The sequence below is a fragment of the Collinsella sp. AM29-10AC genome (assembly GCF_003469085.1).
Taxonomy (GTDB): domain Bacteria; phylum Actinomycetota; class Coriobacteriia; order Coriobacteriales; family Coriobacteriaceae; genus Collinsella.
Genome location: NZ_QSKB01000001.1, coordinates 196,584 through 212,504 on the forward strand (window position 1 = coordinate 196,584; position 15,921 = coordinate 212,504).

The 15,921-nt window shown below is 62.7% G+C and carries 16 protein-coding genes, 1 tRNA gene and 1 pseudogene; 16 read left to right on the forward strand and 2 right to left on the reverse strand.

Annotated features, from left to right (window positions below; genetic code table 11):
- The first annotated feature begins 5 nt into the window (after window positions 1-5).
- From scpB to DW754_RS00975, 15 genes are all read left to right on the forward strand, one after another.
- On the forward strand, window positions 6-734 hold the full coding sequence (scpB, locus tag DW754_RS00905) for an SMC-Scp complex subunit ScpB (RefSeq protein ID WP_117758063.1): 729 nt from the start codon (window positions 6-8) through the stop codon (window positions 732-734).
- Window positions 721-1,686 (forward strand): pseudouridine synthase, encoded by a 966-nt coding sequence (locus DW754_RS00910; RefSeq protein WP_369832154.1) that lies wholly within the window; start codon window positions 721-723, stop codon window positions 1,684-1,686. Before scpB ends, DW754_RS00910 begins: the two co-directional genes overlap by 14 nt.
- 66 nt (window positions 1,687-1,752) lie before the next feature.
- The gene (gene cmk / locus DW754_RS00915) at window positions 1,753-2,439 is read left to right on the forward strand and encodes a (d)CMP kinase (RefSeq protein WP_117758061.1); all 687 of its coding nucleotides are present in this window, start codon (window positions 1,753-1,755) and stop codon (window positions 2,437-2,439) included.
- Between the two features lie 3 nt (window positions 2,440-2,442).
- The gene (locus DW754_RS00920; protein ID WP_117758060.1) at window positions 2,443-3,171 is read left to right on the forward strand and encodes a lysophospholipid acyltransferase family protein; all 729 of its coding nucleotides are present in this window, start codon (window positions 2,443-2,445) and stop codon (window positions 3,169-3,171) included.
- 2 nt (window positions 3,172-3,173) lie between these two features.
- The gene (locus tag DW754_RS00925; protein ID WP_117758059.1) at window positions 3,174-4,073 is read left to right on the forward strand and encodes a 4-hydroxy-3-methylbut-2-enyl diphosphate reductase; all 900 of its coding nucleotides are present in this window, start codon (window positions 3,174-3,176) and stop codon (window positions 4,071-4,073) included.
- A gap of 2 nt (window positions 4,074-4,075) precedes the next feature.
- Window positions 4,076-5,518 carry a DUF512 domain-containing protein gene (locus DW754_RS00930; RefSeq protein ID WP_117758058.1) on the forward strand — a complete coding sequence of 481 codons (1,443 nt, stop codon included), beginning with the start codon at window positions 4,076-4,078 and terminating at the stop codon, window positions 5,516-5,518.
- Between the two features lie 10 nt (window positions 5,519-5,528).
- Entirely contained in the window at window positions 5,529-6,863 is a 1,335-nt protein-coding gene (gene der / locus DW754_RS00935; RefSeq protein WP_117758057.1) for a ribosome biogenesis GTPase Der, read from the forward strand.
- Window positions 6,856-7,539, forward strand: coding sequence for a glycerol-3-phosphate 1-O-acyltransferase PlsY (gene plsY / locus DW754_RS00940; RefSeq protein WP_117758056.1), 684 nt, complete (start codon window positions 6,856-6,858; stop codon window positions 7,537-7,539). Before der ends, plsY begins: the two co-directional genes overlap by 8 nt.
- A gap of 9 nt (window positions 7,540-7,548) precedes the next feature.
- Complete coding sequence (locus DW754_RS00945) at window positions 7,549-8,556, forward strand: NAD(P)H-dependent glycerol-3-phosphate dehydrogenase (RefSeq protein ID WP_117758055.1); 1,008 nt, start codon at window positions 7,549-7,551, stop codon at window positions 8,554-8,556.
- 18 nt (window positions 8,557-8,574) lie between these two features.
- Complete coding sequence (rpe, locus tag DW754_RS00950) at window positions 8,575-9,246, forward strand: ribulose-phosphate 3-epimerase (protein WP_117758054.1); 672 nt, start codon at window positions 8,575-8,577, stop codon at window positions 9,244-9,246.
- Window positions 9,247-9,252: 6 nt separating this feature from the next.
- Window positions 9,253-10,431 (forward strand): cysteine desulfurase family protein, encoded by a 1,179-nt coding sequence (locus DW754_RS00955; RefSeq protein ID WP_117758053.1) that lies wholly within the window; start codon window positions 9,253-9,255, stop codon window positions 10,429-10,431.
- Entirely contained in the window at window positions 10,428-11,237 is an 810-nt protein-coding gene (locus tag DW754_RS00960) for a Nif3-like dinuclear metal center hexameric protein (RefSeq protein WP_117758052.1), read from the forward strand. The genes DW754_RS00955 and DW754_RS00960 overlap by 4 nt, the downstream gene beginning before the upstream one ends.
- Complete coding sequence (locus DW754_RS00965) at window positions 11,234-11,953, forward strand: zinc ribbon domain-containing protein (protein ID WP_117758051.1); 720 nt, start codon at window positions 11,234-11,236, stop codon at window positions 11,951-11,953. The genes DW754_RS00960 and DW754_RS00965 overlap by 4 nt, the downstream gene beginning before the upstream one ends.
- 2 nt (window positions 11,954-11,955) lie before the next feature.
- Window positions 11,956-13,170 (forward strand): bifunctional phosphopantothenoylcysteine decarboxylase/phosphopantothenate--cysteine ligase CoaBC, encoded by a 1,215-nt coding sequence (coaBC, locus tag DW754_RS00970; protein ID WP_233508827.1) that lies wholly within the window; start codon window positions 11,956-11,958, stop codon window positions 13,168-13,170.
- An 80-nt stretch (window positions 13,171-13,250) separates the two neighbouring features.
- A tRNA-Pro gene (locus DW754_RS00975) sits at window positions 13,251-13,327 on the forward strand.
- Between the two features lie 521 nt (window positions 13,328-13,848).
- Here the strand turns inward: DW754_RS00975 and DW754_RS11210 are convergent.
- Window positions 13,849-14,337 (reverse strand): annotated as a pseudogene (locus DW754_RS11210) (DNA adenine methylase); the annotation flags it as partial.
- Between the two features lie 46 nt (window positions 14,338-14,383).
- Complete coding sequence (locus tag DW754_RS11215) at window positions 14,384-14,716, reverse strand: DNA adenine methylase (RefSeq protein WP_117758049.1); 333 nt, start codon at window positions 14,714-14,716, stop codon at window positions 14,384-14,386.
- Window positions 14,717-14,874: 158 nt separating this feature from the next.
- Between DW754_RS11215 and DW754_RS00990 the strand changes: the two genes are divergently transcribed.
- On the forward strand, window positions 14,875-15,825 hold the full coding sequence (locus DW754_RS00990) for a DUF6273 domain-containing protein (RefSeq protein WP_147486950.1): 951 nt from the start codon (window positions 14,875-14,877) through the stop codon (window positions 15,823-15,825).
- The last annotated feature ends 96 nt before the right edge of the window (window positions 15,826-15,921 follow it).

Here is a 15,921-nt window from a genome sequence, read left to right on the forward strand (position 1 = left end):
CAATCATGTCAACCCTTTCCACGCTGGAGGCAAACAGCCTCAAAGGCGCCCTCGAGGCGCTTCTGCTGGTGTCGAGCGACCCGGTGAGCGCGCCCGCGCTGGCAGGCGCGCTGGATATCGCCCCCGGCGAGTGCGCGTCGCTGCTCGCCGAGCTCAAGGTTGAGTACGAGGAGGCCAACCGCGGCTTTCAGCTGCGCGAGGTCGCCGGCGGCTGGCGCCTGTTTACGCACCCCGCCTATCACGACGTAGTCGAGGCCTATGTGTTGAGCTGGGACACGCAAAAGCTGTCGCAAGCGGCGCTCGAAACCCTGGCCGTCATCGCATACCACCAGCCTGTGACGCGCGAGGTGGTCAAGGGTATCCGCGGCGTCAACTCCGATGGCGTCATCGCGTCGCTCGTCGACAAGGGTCTGGTGCGCGAGCTCGGCCGCGACCCCCAGCGCGGTCAAGCCATCATCTACGGCACGACCAACGCCTTCTTGGAAAAGTTCGGTCTGCGCTCCACCCGCGACCTGCCCGACCTGGAGCAGTTTGCCCCCGACGAACAGTCGCGTCAGTTTATCCGCGAGCGCCTGAGCGGCCGCAGTATTCAGTCCACGCTCGAAGAGCAGGCTGAGGACCTGGACGAAGAGCGCGAACTGCTCGATACCGATGTTGAAGATGTTGAGGCAGTCGAGGACTTGGAGACCCTGGCCGTCGACGAGACCTCGGAGGATTTGCATGACGAGGACTAACGAAGTAGGGGAGACGCGTGCCATGGGCAACGCAGCACCCGCAACCGACGCACAGCCCGTCTACCCACACACGATGCGCCTACAGCGCTTTTTGGCTCGCGCGGGCGTGGCGAGCCGCCGCGGCTCGGAGGACCTGATGACCGCCGGCCGCGTGACCGTCAACGGCCAGGTCGCGACCGAACTGGGCACCAAGGTCGACGTCGATCGCGACCATATCGAGGTCGACGGCATGCCTGTCAAGCTCAACCAGGGCGCCGTGTACCTGATGCTCTACAAGCCGACCGGCTACCTCACCACCATGAGCGATCCGCAGGAGCGCCCCTGCGTGGCAGATCTGGTTCCCCGCGACCGATTTCCGGGTCTGTTCCCGGTGGGTCGCCTGGACCGCGATACCACGGGCCTTTTGCTCTTTACCACCGACGGCGACCTGTCGCAGGACCTGCTGCACCCCAGCAAGCACGTCTACAAGACCTACCAGGCGCTCGTGGACGGGCAGCTGACAGACCGCGATCTCACGCCGCTCCGCCGTGGCATCGAGCTCGACGACGGCCTGTGCCAGCCGGCAATCTGCCGCGTCATCACCGCACGCGAGGCCGAGGCCGTAGCTCCCCAGGGCGTAAAGCCCGGTACCACCGCCGTGGAGGTCATCATCCGCGAGGGACGCAAGAACCAGGTCAAGCGCATGCTGAGCAAGATCCACCATCCTGTAATCCGTCTGCATCGCTGCAACTTTGCCGGCCTGGAGCTCAAGGACGTGGCCAAGGGCTCGTGGCGCGAGCTCACCGACCGCGAGGTGCAGATCCTTAAAGCGGGCGGCATCCCGCCCAAGCAGGCGAGCGCCATGCGCAACGGCGGCAAGCCCCAGGACACGCCCGCGGCCCGCACGCGTCACCACGGCAGCCACGGCTCCGCACCCAAGCGCAACACCTACCGCGAGCGCTACACGGGCTAGGCAACCCGCCGCGCCCCAGCGCCCGCGAACCATAGCAGCACGTCAACCATCGAAAGGAAGCATTGCATGATCGTCGCCATCGACGGCCCCGCCGGTTCCGGCAAGTCCACCATCGCCAAGGAGATCGCCCGCCAGCTGGGCTTTAATAAGCTCGACACAGGCGCCATGTATCGCGCCGTCACCTTCGCCGCGCTCGACCGCGGCATCGATCTGGACGACGAGGCGGCCATCGACGCCCTCGCCGAGCAGATCGAGATTCGCTTTACCAACGGCACCGGCGAGGACACGCGCCTGACCATCGACGGCCAGGACGCCTCAGCTGCCATCCGCACCCCGCAGGTCGACGCCAACGTGTCCAAAGTCTCGGCCTACCCGGGCGTACGCGCGGCCATGCTCATCCACCAGCGCCGCGCCGCCGAGGACCGCGATATCGTCGCCGAAGGTCGCGACATCGGAACCGTCGTGTTCCCCAACGCGCAGGTCAAGATATTCCTGACCGCCGACCCGCGCGAGCGCGCCTGTCGCCGCGTGTTGCAGCGCCACCAAAACGACGCCCAGCCGCTCACTACCGAGCAGCTCGAGGCCGAGGTCGACGAGACCCTCGACGCCCTCAAACAGCGCGATAAGCTCGACAGCAGCCGCGAGGTCGCGCCGCTCGTTCCCGCCGAGGACGCCGTGCACGTCGACTCCACCGCCCACACCATCGACGAGGTCGTCTCGATCATCGAGGACCTCATCAACCAAAGGAGGTAGGCCATGCGCCTGTTTAAGCAGACGCCCGAGGATTATTACAACGCTCCTTATGCAGAGTTCCCAGCGCTCATCCGCGGCACCGTCGTCGTAGTCATGGCCATCCTTTGGGCCTTCTCCAAGCTCATGTGGCATTGGAAGGTCGAGGATGCCAATCTGCTGTTTGAGCGCAAGGACGGCCGCGGAAGCGTGGTCATCTGCAACCATACCTCGATGGCCGAGCTCTTGGCCGTGGAGACGGCGCTGTTCTTTGGGGGGCGCCGCATTCGTCCCATCTTTAAGTCCGAGTTCGCCAAGAGCAAGATTGTGCGCTGGGCCTTTAGCCGCGTTGGCGGCATCCCCGTGGAGCGTGGTACTGCCGATATGAAGTGCCTGCGCGCCGCCCAGCATGCGCTGCAACGCGGCGAGGACGTCCTGATCTTCCCCGAGGGCACGCGCATCCGCTCGCGCGAGATCAAGCCCGAGGTCCACGGCGGTTTTGCGCTCATCGCCCAGATGGGCAAGGCGCCCGTCAACCCGCTCGCCATCTGCGGTTGGTCCGACATCACGCCCGCGGGCAAAAAGCTCATGCGTCCCAAGAAGTGCTGGATCCGCGCCGGCAAGGCCATCTCGCTTTCCGACGCACCGGCCGGGCTTAAGCGCACGGAGCGCCTGGAATGGTTTGAGTCCGAGGCCATGAACCGCGTCTACTCCATGCGAGACGATCTGTGCGCCGAGCATCCGGGCAGGTTCTAGCCATGAACGAGAACGTGACGAACACCGCCGCGACTGCGTTCGACCAGGCAACCGCGCCTACCATCGAGATCGCCGCCCACGCCGGCACTTGCTATGGCGTACAGCGTGCGCTCGATATGGCGCTGGCCGCCGCGCCGCAAGCAGGGGAGAGCGCTCAGGTCCACACCTTGGGGCCGCTCATCCATAACCCCATCGTGGTACGCGAGCTCGCCGAGGCGGGCATCGGTCTGGCAGAGACCCTGGACGACGCCGCATCGGGAACCGTGATCATTCGCGCGCACGGCGTGGTGCCGCAGGTCATCGATGCCGCTCGCGGGCGCGGCCTTACCGTGGTCGACGCCACCTGCCCCTACGTGAAGAAGGTCCATGTGGCGGCCGAGCGCCTGGTGCGCGAGGGCTACCGCGTGATCGTCGTGGGTGAGCCGGGTCACCCCGAGGTTGAGGGCATCCTGGGCCATGCCGGCGATGACGCACAGGTCGTGAGCTGTGCCGCCGACGCCGACGAGCTGTCGCTCAAGGGCAAGGTAGGTCTGGTTGTGCAGACCACCCAGACCGCGCAGAACCTGGCCGAGGTTGTGGCCTCCATCACCCCACGCGTGCAGGAACTGCGCGTGATCAACACCATCTGCGCCGCCACGAGCGAGCGACAGCAGGCAGCCGCCGCCCTTGCCAACCGCTGCGACTGCATGGTCGTCGTGGGCGGCAAGAACTCGGGCAACACCCGCCGCTTGGCACAGATCTGCGCCGATGCCTGCGAGCGCACGCATCACATCGAGGAAGCTTCCGAGCTCCAGACCGCGTGGTTTACCGGCGCTCACCACATCGGCATCACCGCCGGAGCCTCCACCCCACAAGAACACATCGAACGCGCCGTCACGCGCATCAAGGAGCTTTGCCGCTAACCATGGACCAGACCGTACCCGCATACGCCTCCGAGGTGGCCGATTACGGGCGCAGCCGCGACCCCGAGCCGGGTGAGGGCGCGCTCGTAAAGAACGTGCGTCCCGAATCACCCGCGTGGGATGTGGGTATCGAGCCGGGCATGCGCGTGCTCACGGTCAACGGCGAGCAGCTGACCGATATGATCGTGTGGCTCTGGGAGGCAGACGACGACACCGTCGAGCTGGAGGTATTCGACCCGCGCGACAACACCGTCAACCCCGTCGAGCTCGACCGTTTTCCCGGCGAGGACTGGGGTCTGGAGTTCGATGGCCCCATCTTCGACGGCATGCGTACCTGCGTCAATGCCTGCGTGTTCTGCTTTATGACGATGCTCCCCAAGGGCGGCCGCTCCACGCTCTATATTCGCGACGACGACTATCGCCTAAGCTTTTTACAGGGCAACTTCGTCACGCTCACGAACCTCACCGACAAAGATGTTCAAAACGTCATCCAACGCAACATGAGCCCCATGAACGTGTCGGTCCATGCCGTAAGCCCCGACGTCCGCCGCCGCATGATGGGCCGCAACGCCCAGCGCGGCATGGACGTACTCGAAGCCATCATGGCCGCCGGCATCGAGATTCACGCGCAGATCGTGTTGTGCCCCGGCATGAACGACGGCGAGGAGCTGGAAAAGACCCTGCGCTTTTGCGAGGAGCACGAGCAAATCACAAGCCTGGGCATCGTGCCGCTCGGCTTTACCAAGCACCAAAACCGCTTTAGCTGGTCATACAGCGACAAGCCCGAGCTAGCGCGCGAGACCATTGCCATGATCCGACCGTTCCAGGACCGCGCCTACGAGCGCTTTGGCCGCCACACCTTCCAGATGAGCGACGAGTTCTATCTGGACGCCGGCATCGATCCTCCCGAGGCGGACTTTTACGACGGTTACCCGCAGTACTACGACGGCATCGGCATGATCCGCTCGTATCTGGACGAGACCGACGACGTGCTGGCTACCGATGCCGAGCGACTGGCCCGCGTCCGCGAGGCCATCGCCGCCCGCAGCCAGCACCTGCTGTGCCTCTCCGGCGCCAGCGCGCGCGACACCGTGGCGCGCTTTGTGGAGTCGCCGCATGGTCTCGGCGGCACTGTCACGGCCATCAAGAACCGCTACTTTGGCGGCAACGTGGACGTGACCGGCCTCATCGTCGCGTGTGACATTCTGGAGCAGCTGCCACAAGACCTGTCGGGGGTTATGCTCTTTGTGCCTAAGCTCATGTTCAACGCTGACGGCATGACGCTTGACGAGTATCATCGTGACGATTTACTCGCAAGCCTTACCAGTCGCGGCGCCGAGGTTCATGTGGTGTCGACCATGCCGCATGAGCTGCTCGATACCCTGGAGCACATCCTTGGCATTGTGCCCGCGGACTCTAACACTTCCACTGACCCTACCCATTAAAGGAGAGCAGATGAAACCTATCGTCGCCGTCGTCGGACGCCCCAACGTGGGCAAGTCCACGCTCGTTAACCGCCTGGCCCAGACCTCGGACGCCATCGTCCACGAGTCCCGCGGCGTCACGCGCGACCGCTCGTACCATACCGCCGATTGGAACGGCCGCGAGTTCACCATCGTCGACACGGGCGGTATCGAGCCGCTCAAGAGCGACGACGTCTTTGCCACGTCCATCCGCGACCAGGCGCTCGCCGCCGCCGAGGAAGCCGCCGTCATCCTGTTTGTGGTCGACGGCCGCACCGGCGTCACCGAGGAGGACGAGTCTGTCGCCCGCATGCTCAAGCGCTGCGACAAGCCGGTCTTTCTGCTGGTGAACAAGCTCGACAACCCCGATCGCGAGAACGACAGCATCTGGGAGTTCTATTCGCTCGGCATCGGTGAGCCCACGCCGCTCTCGGCCCTGCATGGTCATGGCACGGGCGACCTGCTCGACGATATCGTGGCCCTGCTTCCCGAGGAAGAGGATGAAGTCGCCGACGAGTTCCCCGATGCGCTGAACGTGGCCATCATCGGCCGCCCCAATGCCGGTAAGTCCTCGCTGTTCAACCGCATCCTGGGCGCCGACCGCTCCATCGTGTCCAACATTGCCGGCACCACGCGCGATGCCATCGACACGGTCGTCGAGCGCAACGGCAAGCACTACCGCATGGTCGATACCGCGGGCATCCGCAAGAAGAGCACCGTGTACGAGAACATCGAGTACTACTCCATGGTCCGCGGTCTGCGCGCCATCGACCGCGCCGACGTGGCGCTGCTCGTCGTCGACGCCTCCGTGGGCGTCACCGAGCAGGACCAGAAGGTCATGGGCTTGGCCATCGAGCGCGGCTGCGCCATCGTGGTGCTGCTCAACAAGTGGGACCTGCTCGACGATGACCGCAAGCGCGAGGCCTGCATGGAGACCATCGACCGCCGTCTGGGCGTCATGGCTCCCTGGGCCCAGTACCTGCGCATCTCTGCCCTCACTGGCCGCAGCGTCGAGAAGATCTGGGCGATGGTCGACGCCGCCGAAAAGACGCGCTCGCAGAAGATCAGCACCTCGCGCCTCAACACGTTCCTCACCGACCTGCGCGAGTTCGGTCATACCGTGGTGGACGGCAAGCGCCGCCTGCGCATGCACTACGTGACCCAGACGGGCGTCAACCCGCCGACGTTCACGTTCTTCGTCAACCATAGCGACCTGGTCAACGACACCTACCAGCGCTATGTGGAAAACCGCATGCGCTCGACTTTCGATTTTTCCGGCACGCCCATTCGACTCTTCTTTAGGAAGAAGGAGCAAAAGGATGCATAATCCGATTCTGCTGACCGCCATCTGCGCCGTGGTCTCGTTCTTTATCGGAGCGATTCCGTTTGGCTTGATCCTGGGCCGCGTGTTTAACCACACCGATATTCGCAAGGCGGGTTCCGGCAACATCGGCACCACCAACGCCCTGCGCGTAGCCGGCCCCAAGGTGGCTGCGCTCACGCTGCTGCTCGACTGTCTTAAGGGCGCCATATGCGTCCTTATCGCCCGTCCGCTTATCGCGGGCGTGGGCTATGGCTTCCCTGTGAGCATCATGGCGCCTGGAGCCCCCGGCGACTGGATGCTCGGCGTCATTTGCCTGGCTGCGGTGTGGGGGCACATCTTCTCGCCCTACCTCAACTTCCATGGCGGCAAGGGTATCGCCGTGGGCTTGGGCGTCATCCTCGCCTGGTACTGGCCCATCGGACTTTCGCTGCTGGGCATGTTTATCGTGGCCGTCGCCATCACCAAGTTTGTGTCGGTGGGCTCGCTTGCCGCGGCCATCGGTCTTCCCATCGCCGTCTGCGCTGTCTTTCCGTACAGCAGCCTGGGACTTAAGTTTTGCATGGCGATGATCGGCATCACCGTGGTGTGGGCCCATCGCGCGAATATCCAAAAGCTCATGACTGGTAAGGAGTCCAAGCTCTCGTTTACCAAGCGCGTCACCGAGCCCGACGATAAGTAGGAGAGAGTCATGAATGTTGCGCTGATTGGCTCCGGCTCCTGGGGAACCGCCGTCGCCGGCCTTGCCGCCGCGCGAGCCGAGCGCGTGACCATGTGGGCCCATAGCGAGCAGACGGCCGCCGGCATTAACGGCGAGCATCGCAACCCCCGGTATCTGGTGGATTACGTGCTGCCGGAAAACGTCGTCGCCACGACGGATCTGGCCCAGGCGCTCGACGGCGTCGAGGCCATCATCTTTGCCGTGCCCTCCACGCACCTGCGCAGCGTATGCCATCAGGCGGCACCTTGTATCGCCACCGACACCCCGGTGCTCTGCCTCACCAAGGGCATTGAGCCCGAGTCTGGCCTGCTCATGAGCGAGGTCATTGCCAGCGAGATCGGCAACGAGCGGCGTGTGGCGGCCCTCTCGGGCCCCAACCATGCCGAGGAGATTTGCCGCGGTGGGCTCTCTGCCGCCGTCATCGCCAGCAAAGATCCGCAGGTAGGGGAGACCTTTAAGGACCTGCTCCTATCCACGGCCTTCCGCATCTACCTGTCGCAGGACATGACCGGCGTCGAGGTTTGCGGCGCCATGAAAAACGTCATCGCCATCGTGTGCGGCATTTCCGCCGGTTCTGGTGCGGGCGACAACACGCTTGCCCTTATCATGACGCGCGGCCTGGCCGAGATCAGCCGTCTGGTGCACGCCCGCGGCGGTCAAGCCATGACCTGCATGGGTCTTGCTGGCATGGGTGACCTCATTGCCACCTGCACCTCCGAGCATTCGCGCAACCGCACCTTTGGCTACGAGTTTGCCCACGGCGTCTCGCTCGACGAGTACCAGGCACGTACGCATATGGTGGTCGAGGGCGCCGTCGCGGCCCGCAGCGTCAGTGAGCTTGCCCGTTCACTGGGCGTAGACATTCCGCTCACCTTTGCCGTGGAGCAAACGCTCTACAACGGTGTTACGTTGGATAGGGCGCTCGAGATTCTTACCGACCGCGTACCCTCCCAAGAGTTCTACGGACTCACCGACTAGTGCAGAAAGGCTACTACCATGGGTTCCATTAAAATCGCTCCGTCCGTCCTCTCGGCCGACATGGCCAACCTCAAGGGCGAACTCGACAAGATCGCCGGTGCCGACTACGTGCACTTCGACGTAATGGACGGCCACTTTACCGGCAACCTCACCTTTGGCGTTGACATCCTCAAGGCCGTCAAGCGCTCCACCGACGTGCCGGTCGACGCGCACCTGATGGTGTCGAACCCCGACGAGACGGTCGATTGGTACGCCGACGCCGGTGCCGACATGATCACCGTGCACTACGAGGCTTCCACGCACCTGCACCGCACGCTCACCCATCTGCAGCAGCGCGGCGTCAAGGCCGGCGTGGTGCTCAACCCCGCCACCCCCGTGTGCGTGCTCGAGAGCATCATCGACGTCGTCGATATGGTGCTGCTCATGAGTGTGAACCCGGGCTTTGGCGGCCAGAGCTTTATCCCGGGCACGCTGCCTAAGCTGCACGAGCTTACGGCCATGTGTGAGCGTCACAGCGTGTCGCCCCTGATCGAGGTCGATGGCGGTATTTCTTCCAAGAACATCGCCGAGGTCGTCAAGGCCGGCGCCAACGTGCTCGTAGCCGGCTCCGCCGTTTTTAAGTCCGAAGATCCCGCCGCCGAGGTTGCGCTGCTGCAGAAGCTGGGCAATGAGGCCGCACAGGAGGCATAAACCCTTATGACCGCAGGTCAAAACCGCATACCCGTGAATCTTGACTATGCCGCCTCGACGCCCATGCGCGCCGAGGCGCTCCTTGCGCAGCGTGAGTACGATGATAGCGAGCTCGCCGGCGTCAACCCCAACTCGCTGCACTCACTTGGCCGCAAGGCCGCCGCACGCCTGGAAGTCGCCCGTCGCGAGATCGCCCGCAGCTTTGGCGCACGCGTTCGCCCGTCCGAGATCATCCTTACCAACGGCGGCACCGAGGCCAACCAGCTGGCGCTGCTCGGTCTTGCCGAGGGCGCTCGTCAGCGCGATCGCAAGCGTAACCGTGTGATCGTATCTGCCATCGAGCACGATTCGATTCTGGACAACCTGCCGCTGCTGCGCGCCGCCGGCTTTACCGTCGATCTGGTGCAACCCTGCCGTGCGGGCTACATTGAACCTGCCGCGCTCATCGAGCTGCTCGGCGACGACGTGGCGCTCGTAAGCATCATGGCCGCCAACAACGAGACCGGCGTGGTACAACCTATCCGCGAGCTTGCCTCGGCCGCGCATACCGCAGGCGCCCTGTTCCACACCGATGCCATCCAGGGCTACTTGCATATTCCGCTCGATGTCACCGAGCTGGGCGTCGACGCTATGACCGTTGCCGCGCACAAGATCGGCGGCCCCGTGGCTTCCGGCGCTCTCTACCTTAAGACCCGCACGCCACTGCGCCCCCGCATTTTTGGCGGTGGACAGGAAGCCGGACGTCGCGCGGGCACGCAGGACCTGCGTACACAGCTGGCTTTTGCCGCTGCCGCCCGCACGCTGGCGCCCCATGTGGCCCAGGAGCGTGCGACGCTGCAAACCCTTTCCGACAAGCTCTATGCCACGCTTACGGCCCATCCTCGCATTCACGCCACGATGGGCGACTACGCGCAGGCCGATCGTCTGCCGGGTATGGTTTCGATCTACATTGACGGCATGGACTCCGAGGAGCTCATCATCAAGCTCGACGCCGCCGGCTTTGAGGTATCGGCAGGCTCGGCATGCTCGAGCGGTAGTATGGACCCCAGCCACGTTATGAGCGCGATGGGCATCGGTCGCGAGCAGGCATTGGGAGCATTGCGCATTTCCTTTGATGACCGCGTAAATCCGAGCGATCTGGACGAGTTCGCCCAAACGCTGCTCTCGATCGTGGGTGCCGTATGATCGTCGCCGAGCTTGAGCGCGCGCTGCTGGCACGCTATCCCAAGACCAATGCCGAGAGTTGGGACCATGTAGGACTCTCCGTCGGCGACCCTGCCGCGGAGATTACCGGTGTTGCCTGCGCACTCGATGCGACCGAAGCCAATGTGCACCGCGCCCAGGAGGCCGGAGCCAACGTGCTGCTGACGCATCATCCCATCTATATCAAGGCGCCCGAGGCGTTTTGCCCGCCCGGCGCGACGCGCCCCCAATGCAGCGCGGCGCTCTACGAGGCAGCCCGTTGCGGCGTGAGCATTATCTCGCTCCACACCAACCTGGACCGCTCGCACGAGGCACGTATCTGCCTAAGTAGGCTTTTGGACGCCGCGCCCGCAAGCTCGTTGGAGCACGTGGACGACCCCGAGGCCTGCGGACTGGGCGCACTCGCGACCCTCCACGACCCCTGCAGCCTGCGCAACCTTGCCGCACGCGCCGCAGCGGCGTTTGGCAGCGACCCGCGCGTGTGGGGCGAGGCCGATCACCCGTGCCGCACCATCGCAATTTTGGGCGGTTCGCTGGGTGACTTTGGCGAGCTTGCCATCGCCGCCGGTGCGGATGTCATCGTGACGGGCGAGGCGGGCTACCACGTGGCACAGGACCTTGCCTTGCGCGGGCTGCCGGTGATCTTGCTCGGCCACGACCGCTCCGAGGAGCCGTTCGTTGATATATTGATGAACTCTGCAGTTGACGCCGGGGTCGACCCCCGTCATGCGATTAAAATACTGAACCCTTGCCAATGGTGGACTGTGACAAAAGGAGAGAACTTATGAGCGCCGGCGCTACGCTACTCAAGCTGCAACAGATCGATTTGGAGCTCGCCCGCAACAAGAGCGAACTTGCCAATATGCCGGAGCTCAAGGAGCTCGCTTCCAAGCGCAAGACCTACGTTAAGCTCAAGGCCGAAATGACCAAGCTCTACGCCCAACGCAAGGACCTGGATATTGAGCTCGACGATCTCAACACCACCGAGATCCAGACCAATAACGCCATCGAGGCCGCTAAGAAGCGCCACGTTGACGGCTCCGACTACCGCGAGGTACAGGACCTGGAAAACGAGCTCGCCACCCTGGCCAAGCGCCTGGACAAGATTGAGCACACCCGCAAGGATGTCGTTGTCGCCCACAAAGAGGCGCTCGACCGCGAGACCCGCGCGCAGGCCATCATCGCCAAGTTCGAGGAGGGCGTGAAGGCCGATACCAAGGCCGCCCGCGCCAAGGCTGCCGACCTGCAGGCTCAGATCGAAGCCGCCACTAAGGAGCGCACCGCTCTTGCCGCCACGCTGCCGGCCGACGTGCTCACCGACTACGAGCGTCTGCTCAAGCAGTTCCGCGGCTTGGCCGTCGAGACCATCCAGGGCAACATCCCCACGGTCTGCCACACCGCGCTGCAGGCATCGTCCATGAGCGACCTCAACCACGACGGTAGCGAGATTACGCACTGTCCGTACTGCCACCGCCTCCTGGTGCTCCCGAGCAAGGAAGCCTAGCGATGACGGCGGCATCCAACAATTCAATGCAACTTGAGGGAAAAACGATCCTGCTGGGCATTACCGGCGGGATCGCCGCCTATAAGTCGTGCAATATCGTGCGCCTGCTGCAAAAGCGCGGCGCGCACGTCAAGGTCGTCATGAGCGAGCATGCCACTGAGTTCGTGGAGCCGCTCACCTTCCGCGCGCTCACCAATGAGCCGGTCGCGGTTGGGCTATTCGACGACCCTTCTGACCCCATCCACCATATCTCGCTGGCGCAGGAGCCCGACTTGGTGGTCGTGGCGCCCGCGACGGCCAATATCATCGCCAAGATGGCCAACGGCATCGCCGATGACCTCATCTCCACAACGCTGCTTGCGACACCGCGGCCCGTCGTTATCGCGCCGGCCATGAACAATGGCATGTGGAAGGCGTCGGCCACGCAGGCCAATATGGCCACGCTGTGCGAGCGCGGCGTCCACGTGGTGGGACCCGGCAGTGGCTACCTTGCCTGCGGCGACGTGGACACGGGCCGCATGAGCGAACCCGAGGACATCGTCGAGGCCGTCTGCGAGGTGCTCAATCCCGTGCCGCAAGACCTGACGGGCAAGCGCATCGTCATCACCGCCGGCCCCACGCACGAGCCGATCGACCCGGTGCGATTCATTGGCAACCGTTCTTCGGGCAAGATGGGTATCGCCCTGGCGGGGGAGGCCGCACGTCGCGGTGCCGCCGTCACGCTCGTGCTGGGACCGACATCGCTCGACGTTCCCCACGGCGTGGAGTGCGTGCGCGTGCAGACCGCCGCTGAAATGCTGCAGGCGGCGTTAAACGCCTTCCAGACGGCCGACGCTGCCATTTGCGCTGCGGCCGTCGCCGACTACACCCCCGCGGCCCCTGCCAACCATAAGCTCAAAAAGGCCAACGAGCGCCTGGATCGAATCGAGCTCGTCGAGACCGTTGACATCTTGGCCGAACTTTCACGCCAAAAGGGCGATCGCCTCGTAATCGGCTTTGCAGCCGAGACTGATAACGTCGTCGAGTACGCCGAGCGCAAATTGACCCGCAAAGGCTGCGATGCCATTATTGCCAACGATGTCTCACGCGCCGATTCGGGCTTTGGAACCGACACCAACAAGGCTTGGATCGTGAGTATAGCGGGTACGCAAGAACTACCCGTACTAACAAAACCCCAGCTCGCAGATACAATTTTGGACTTGCTTCAAAATTTGTAAAAAAGTTCTTGCACAAGGACAAAGTTTCGGGTTAATATACTCCCTGTTGCGAGCGAGAGCAGAGCAACAAACAAAAGCTTCGGGACGTGGCGCAGCTTGGTAGCGCACTTGACTGGGGGTCAAGGGGTCGCTGGTTCGAATCCAGTCGTCCCGACCAGAAGTTTGCAGGTCAGGCACCTAGTGCCTGACCTTTTTTATCAGGAATCAACAAGGTAATCAAAAAAGAATCAACGGCTGTTTTTTAGCTAATAAGGACATGCCCATCTACCTGCGGTTTTGTAGAATCGTGATTTTAATGGATCCCCCCTCCACTTCTATTCCATATTTCGGAATCTATTGATTCCGCATACGCAAACTATTTCGTCTGTCTGGTCTACTTATGCGTAATCAATTTGCCTGCGCCAATCTACTGCGGCTACTTGCGCCGTGGACACAAACCGAAAGCCCCCAAAATCGGTGCAAGCCAGCCCGCGAATCGTGCGCCATCGGCAGATGGCCGCGGGCGCACAGATTGCATCCGTGTCCGATATCGGTATGACCGAGCAGGACCCTAAATAGGGTCCTTTTCAAGCCGACATCCCAATGGGACACCCCCAGACAGCAAACAGTCCCTCAAATCGCCTCTGAGGCTCCGAGACAGGGGATGGCTGATCGGTATCCGTATGTTTCGACCTGCCCTCACTCCACCGTATAGTTCGTCAGGAGCACCTCGAGCACGGGCCTATGCTTCCCGTTGACGATATAGACATGATTTGCGGAGCTGACGTGACAATCCGCCCAGAGCGACTCGATTAAACCATTGCTCCGGTAGTCGCTGCTGCCCCACGATGAGACCAAAAACTTGTGGCCGCTTTCCATGAGCGAATCGTGCAGCCTCGTTTCCTTCTCCTCGTCCCAGGAGTCGTAATAGGTGCTTGTGAGTCCGATGTAGGGCGGGTCGCAGTAGATGAACGAACCGTTCGGAGCCGCGGCTATCGCATCCTCATAGCGCATGGCCGCGAACTTCCAATCGCTTTTGGCGATTTTCCCCTGTACGTGTTCGAATTGGTCCACGATCTTCGTTATGTACGCATTGGAGAATCGGTCGTCCTTATGCCCGTATGGGACGTTGTAGCGGTGCTGGCGGTTGAACCTCATGAGTCCGTTGAAGTAAGACCGGTTGAGGAAGAGGAAATCATATGGGTCATGCGATTCGTTGAACCGGTCGCGGACCTCATAGTAGTAATCCCCCCCTCGATTTCAGGCGTGCGCCTTCGGATTCAAGGAACTTCCTACAGCCGGCGGCGGTGAGCTGTCCGTCCTGGATGGACCGATAGAAGTTGATGATATGGACGTTCGTGTCCGAGAACAGTGCCCGCCTCGGGGCGAGGTTGAAGCCGACGACGCCCGAGCCCATGAACGGCTCGACCCAGACCGTCCAGGCAGCGGATGGGGCGCACCGCGCGATCCACGGGACGTGCTTCGTCTTGATGCCCTGTGTCTTGATGGGCGGGACGTGGACCTTCTCGGCGCCCTTCATGTTTTCTGCACCTGCGGACTGAGCCATGGAATTGTCCTCTCAACGGAACTACGTCCCGAGACTTTCCCACGGTTCAGATAACCAAAGTTGACTAATGCCGCTGCGGCACGTTATGCCCTAATCTGTTTGGCCCATAGTAACTTCCTGCATGCAATATCAATCCCCATACGAAGGGAGTGTCGCCTATGCATGCAGCGGCAAATAACCTTCGGGGGGGGGTATCTCCTAGAAATACCCGCCTCCGAGGACAGTCAATCATCGAGTACGTCCTGATCATCGCGGTGATCGGTCTGGTGATTGTGTTCGCGGGGCCCGGCGTGGTCGGGGCCATCCGCAACCAGTTCAACCTGGTGGGCAACACGGTGAACAGCGGGACGACAGGCGGCACCGAGGGAGGCGGCGCGTCCGGCGGGGCCGATTCCGCGACCGTCCAGGCGGCCATCGCCAAGGACGCGAAGGACTGGACGCTGGATGAGCAGGAGGCAGTCGCCAAAGACATCGCCGCCAAGGGAGAGGCCTCGCCTGCGTATTCCAAGGCCAAGGCGGTCATGGACGCAGGCACGATATTCTCTACCAAGCTGACGAACGGTCAGACGCTCGCGTACCGTATAGTTGGCATCAACCACGATGACCTTGCGGACGGCTCCGGCAAGGCCGGTTTGACGTTCGAGGCGACAAACGATGCCATGGGCAGACAGCGTATGAACGCCGAGCTTACCAACGCCGGCGGATGGGAGAAGTCGGAGCTCCGCGGCCGCCTCAGCTCCGGCGACCTCTGGGCGCTTTTGCCCTCCGAGCTCCAGTCCAAGGTGAAGTCCGTCACGAAGATGACCGATAACAAGGGCGGCGGCAGCGCCGGCACCCCCTCGGCCACGACCGACAAGGTCTTCCTGCTCTCGACGGCGGAAATCTATGGTGACCTCCAGTCCGATGGCAGCCAGTACGAGTACTACAAATCCAAGCGCGTGACGACGTCGAACCATTACGAGGCTTCATCGTCGAGCGAGTATCACTGGACTCGTTCTGTTGACCCGAACAAATCCACGAGCTTCTATTATGTCCTCGATAGCGGCACCTTGATCAGCTACTACGGCTCGGCGAACGCCTTCCACTTGTTTCCCGCTTTCTGTTTCTAGCCCGTCTAGTGAAAAGCCCGCGTAGCCTGTGCGGGCTTTTCTATTGGCTCTGTTAGACCATAATTGACATATAGGTGATGCCACCGTGGTATAATT

Excerpts from the sequence above, each read along its gene's own strand:
- scpB (WP_117758063.1), top strand. The coding sequence starts at position 6 with ATGTCAACCCTTTCCACGCTGGAGGCAAACAGCCTCAAAGGCGCCCTC.
- DW754_RS00910 (WP_369832154.1), top strand. The coding sequence starts at position 721 with ATGACGAGGACTAACGAAGTAGGGGAGACGCGTGCCATGGGCAACGCA.
- cmk (WP_117758061.1), top strand. The coding sequence starts at position 1,753 with ATGATCGTCGCCATCGACGGCCCCGCCGGTTCCGGCAAGTCCACCATC.
- DW754_RS00920 (WP_117758060.1), top strand. The coding sequence starts at position 2,443 with ATGCGCCTGTTTAAGCAGACGCCCGAGGATTATTACAACGCTCCTTAT.
- DW754_RS00925 (WP_117758059.1), top strand. The coding sequence starts at position 3,174 with ATGAACGAGAACGTGACGAACACCGCCGCGACTGCGTTCGACCAGGCA.
- DW754_RS00930 (WP_117758058.1), top strand. The coding sequence starts at position 4,076 with ATGGACCAGACCGTACCCGCATACGCCTCCGAGGTGGCCGATTACGGG.
- der (WP_117758057.1), top strand. The coding sequence starts at position 5,529 with ATGAAACCTATCGTCGCCGTCGTCGGACGCCCCAACGTGGGCAAGTCC.
- plsY (WP_117758056.1), top strand. The coding sequence starts at position 6,856 with ATGCATAATCCGATTCTGCTGACCGCCATCTGCGCCGTGGTCTCGTTC.
- DW754_RS00945 (WP_117758055.1), top strand. The coding sequence starts at position 7,549 with ATGAATGTTGCGCTGATTGGCTCCGGCTCCTGGGGAACCGCCGTCGCC.
- rpe (WP_117758054.1), top strand. The coding sequence starts at position 8,575 with ATGGGTTCCATTAAAATCGCTCCGTCCGTCCTCTCGGCCGACATGGCC.
- DW754_RS00955 (WP_117758053.1), top strand. The coding sequence starts at position 9,253 with ATGACCGCAGGTCAAAACCGCATACCCGTGAATCTTGACTATGCCGCC.
- DW754_RS00960 (WP_117758052.1), top strand. The coding sequence starts at position 10,428 with ATGATCGTCGCCGAGCTTGAGCGCGCGCTGCTGGCACGCTATCCCAAG.
- DW754_RS00965 (WP_117758051.1), top strand. The coding sequence starts at position 11,234 with ATGAGCGCCGGCGCTACGCTACTCAAGCTGCAACAGATCGATTTGGAG.
- coaBC (WP_233508827.1), top strand. The coding sequence starts at position 11,956 with ATGACGGCGGCATCCAACAATTCAATGCAACTTGAGGGAAAAACGATC.
- DW754_RS11215 (WP_117758049.1), bottom strand. The coding sequence starts at position 14,716 with ATGGCTCAGTCCGCAGGTGCAGAAAACATGAAGGGCGCCGAGAAGGTC.
- DW754_RS00990 (WP_147486950.1), top strand. The coding sequence starts at position 14,875 with ATGCATGCAGCGGCAAATAACCTTCGGGGGGGGGTATCTCCTAGAAAT.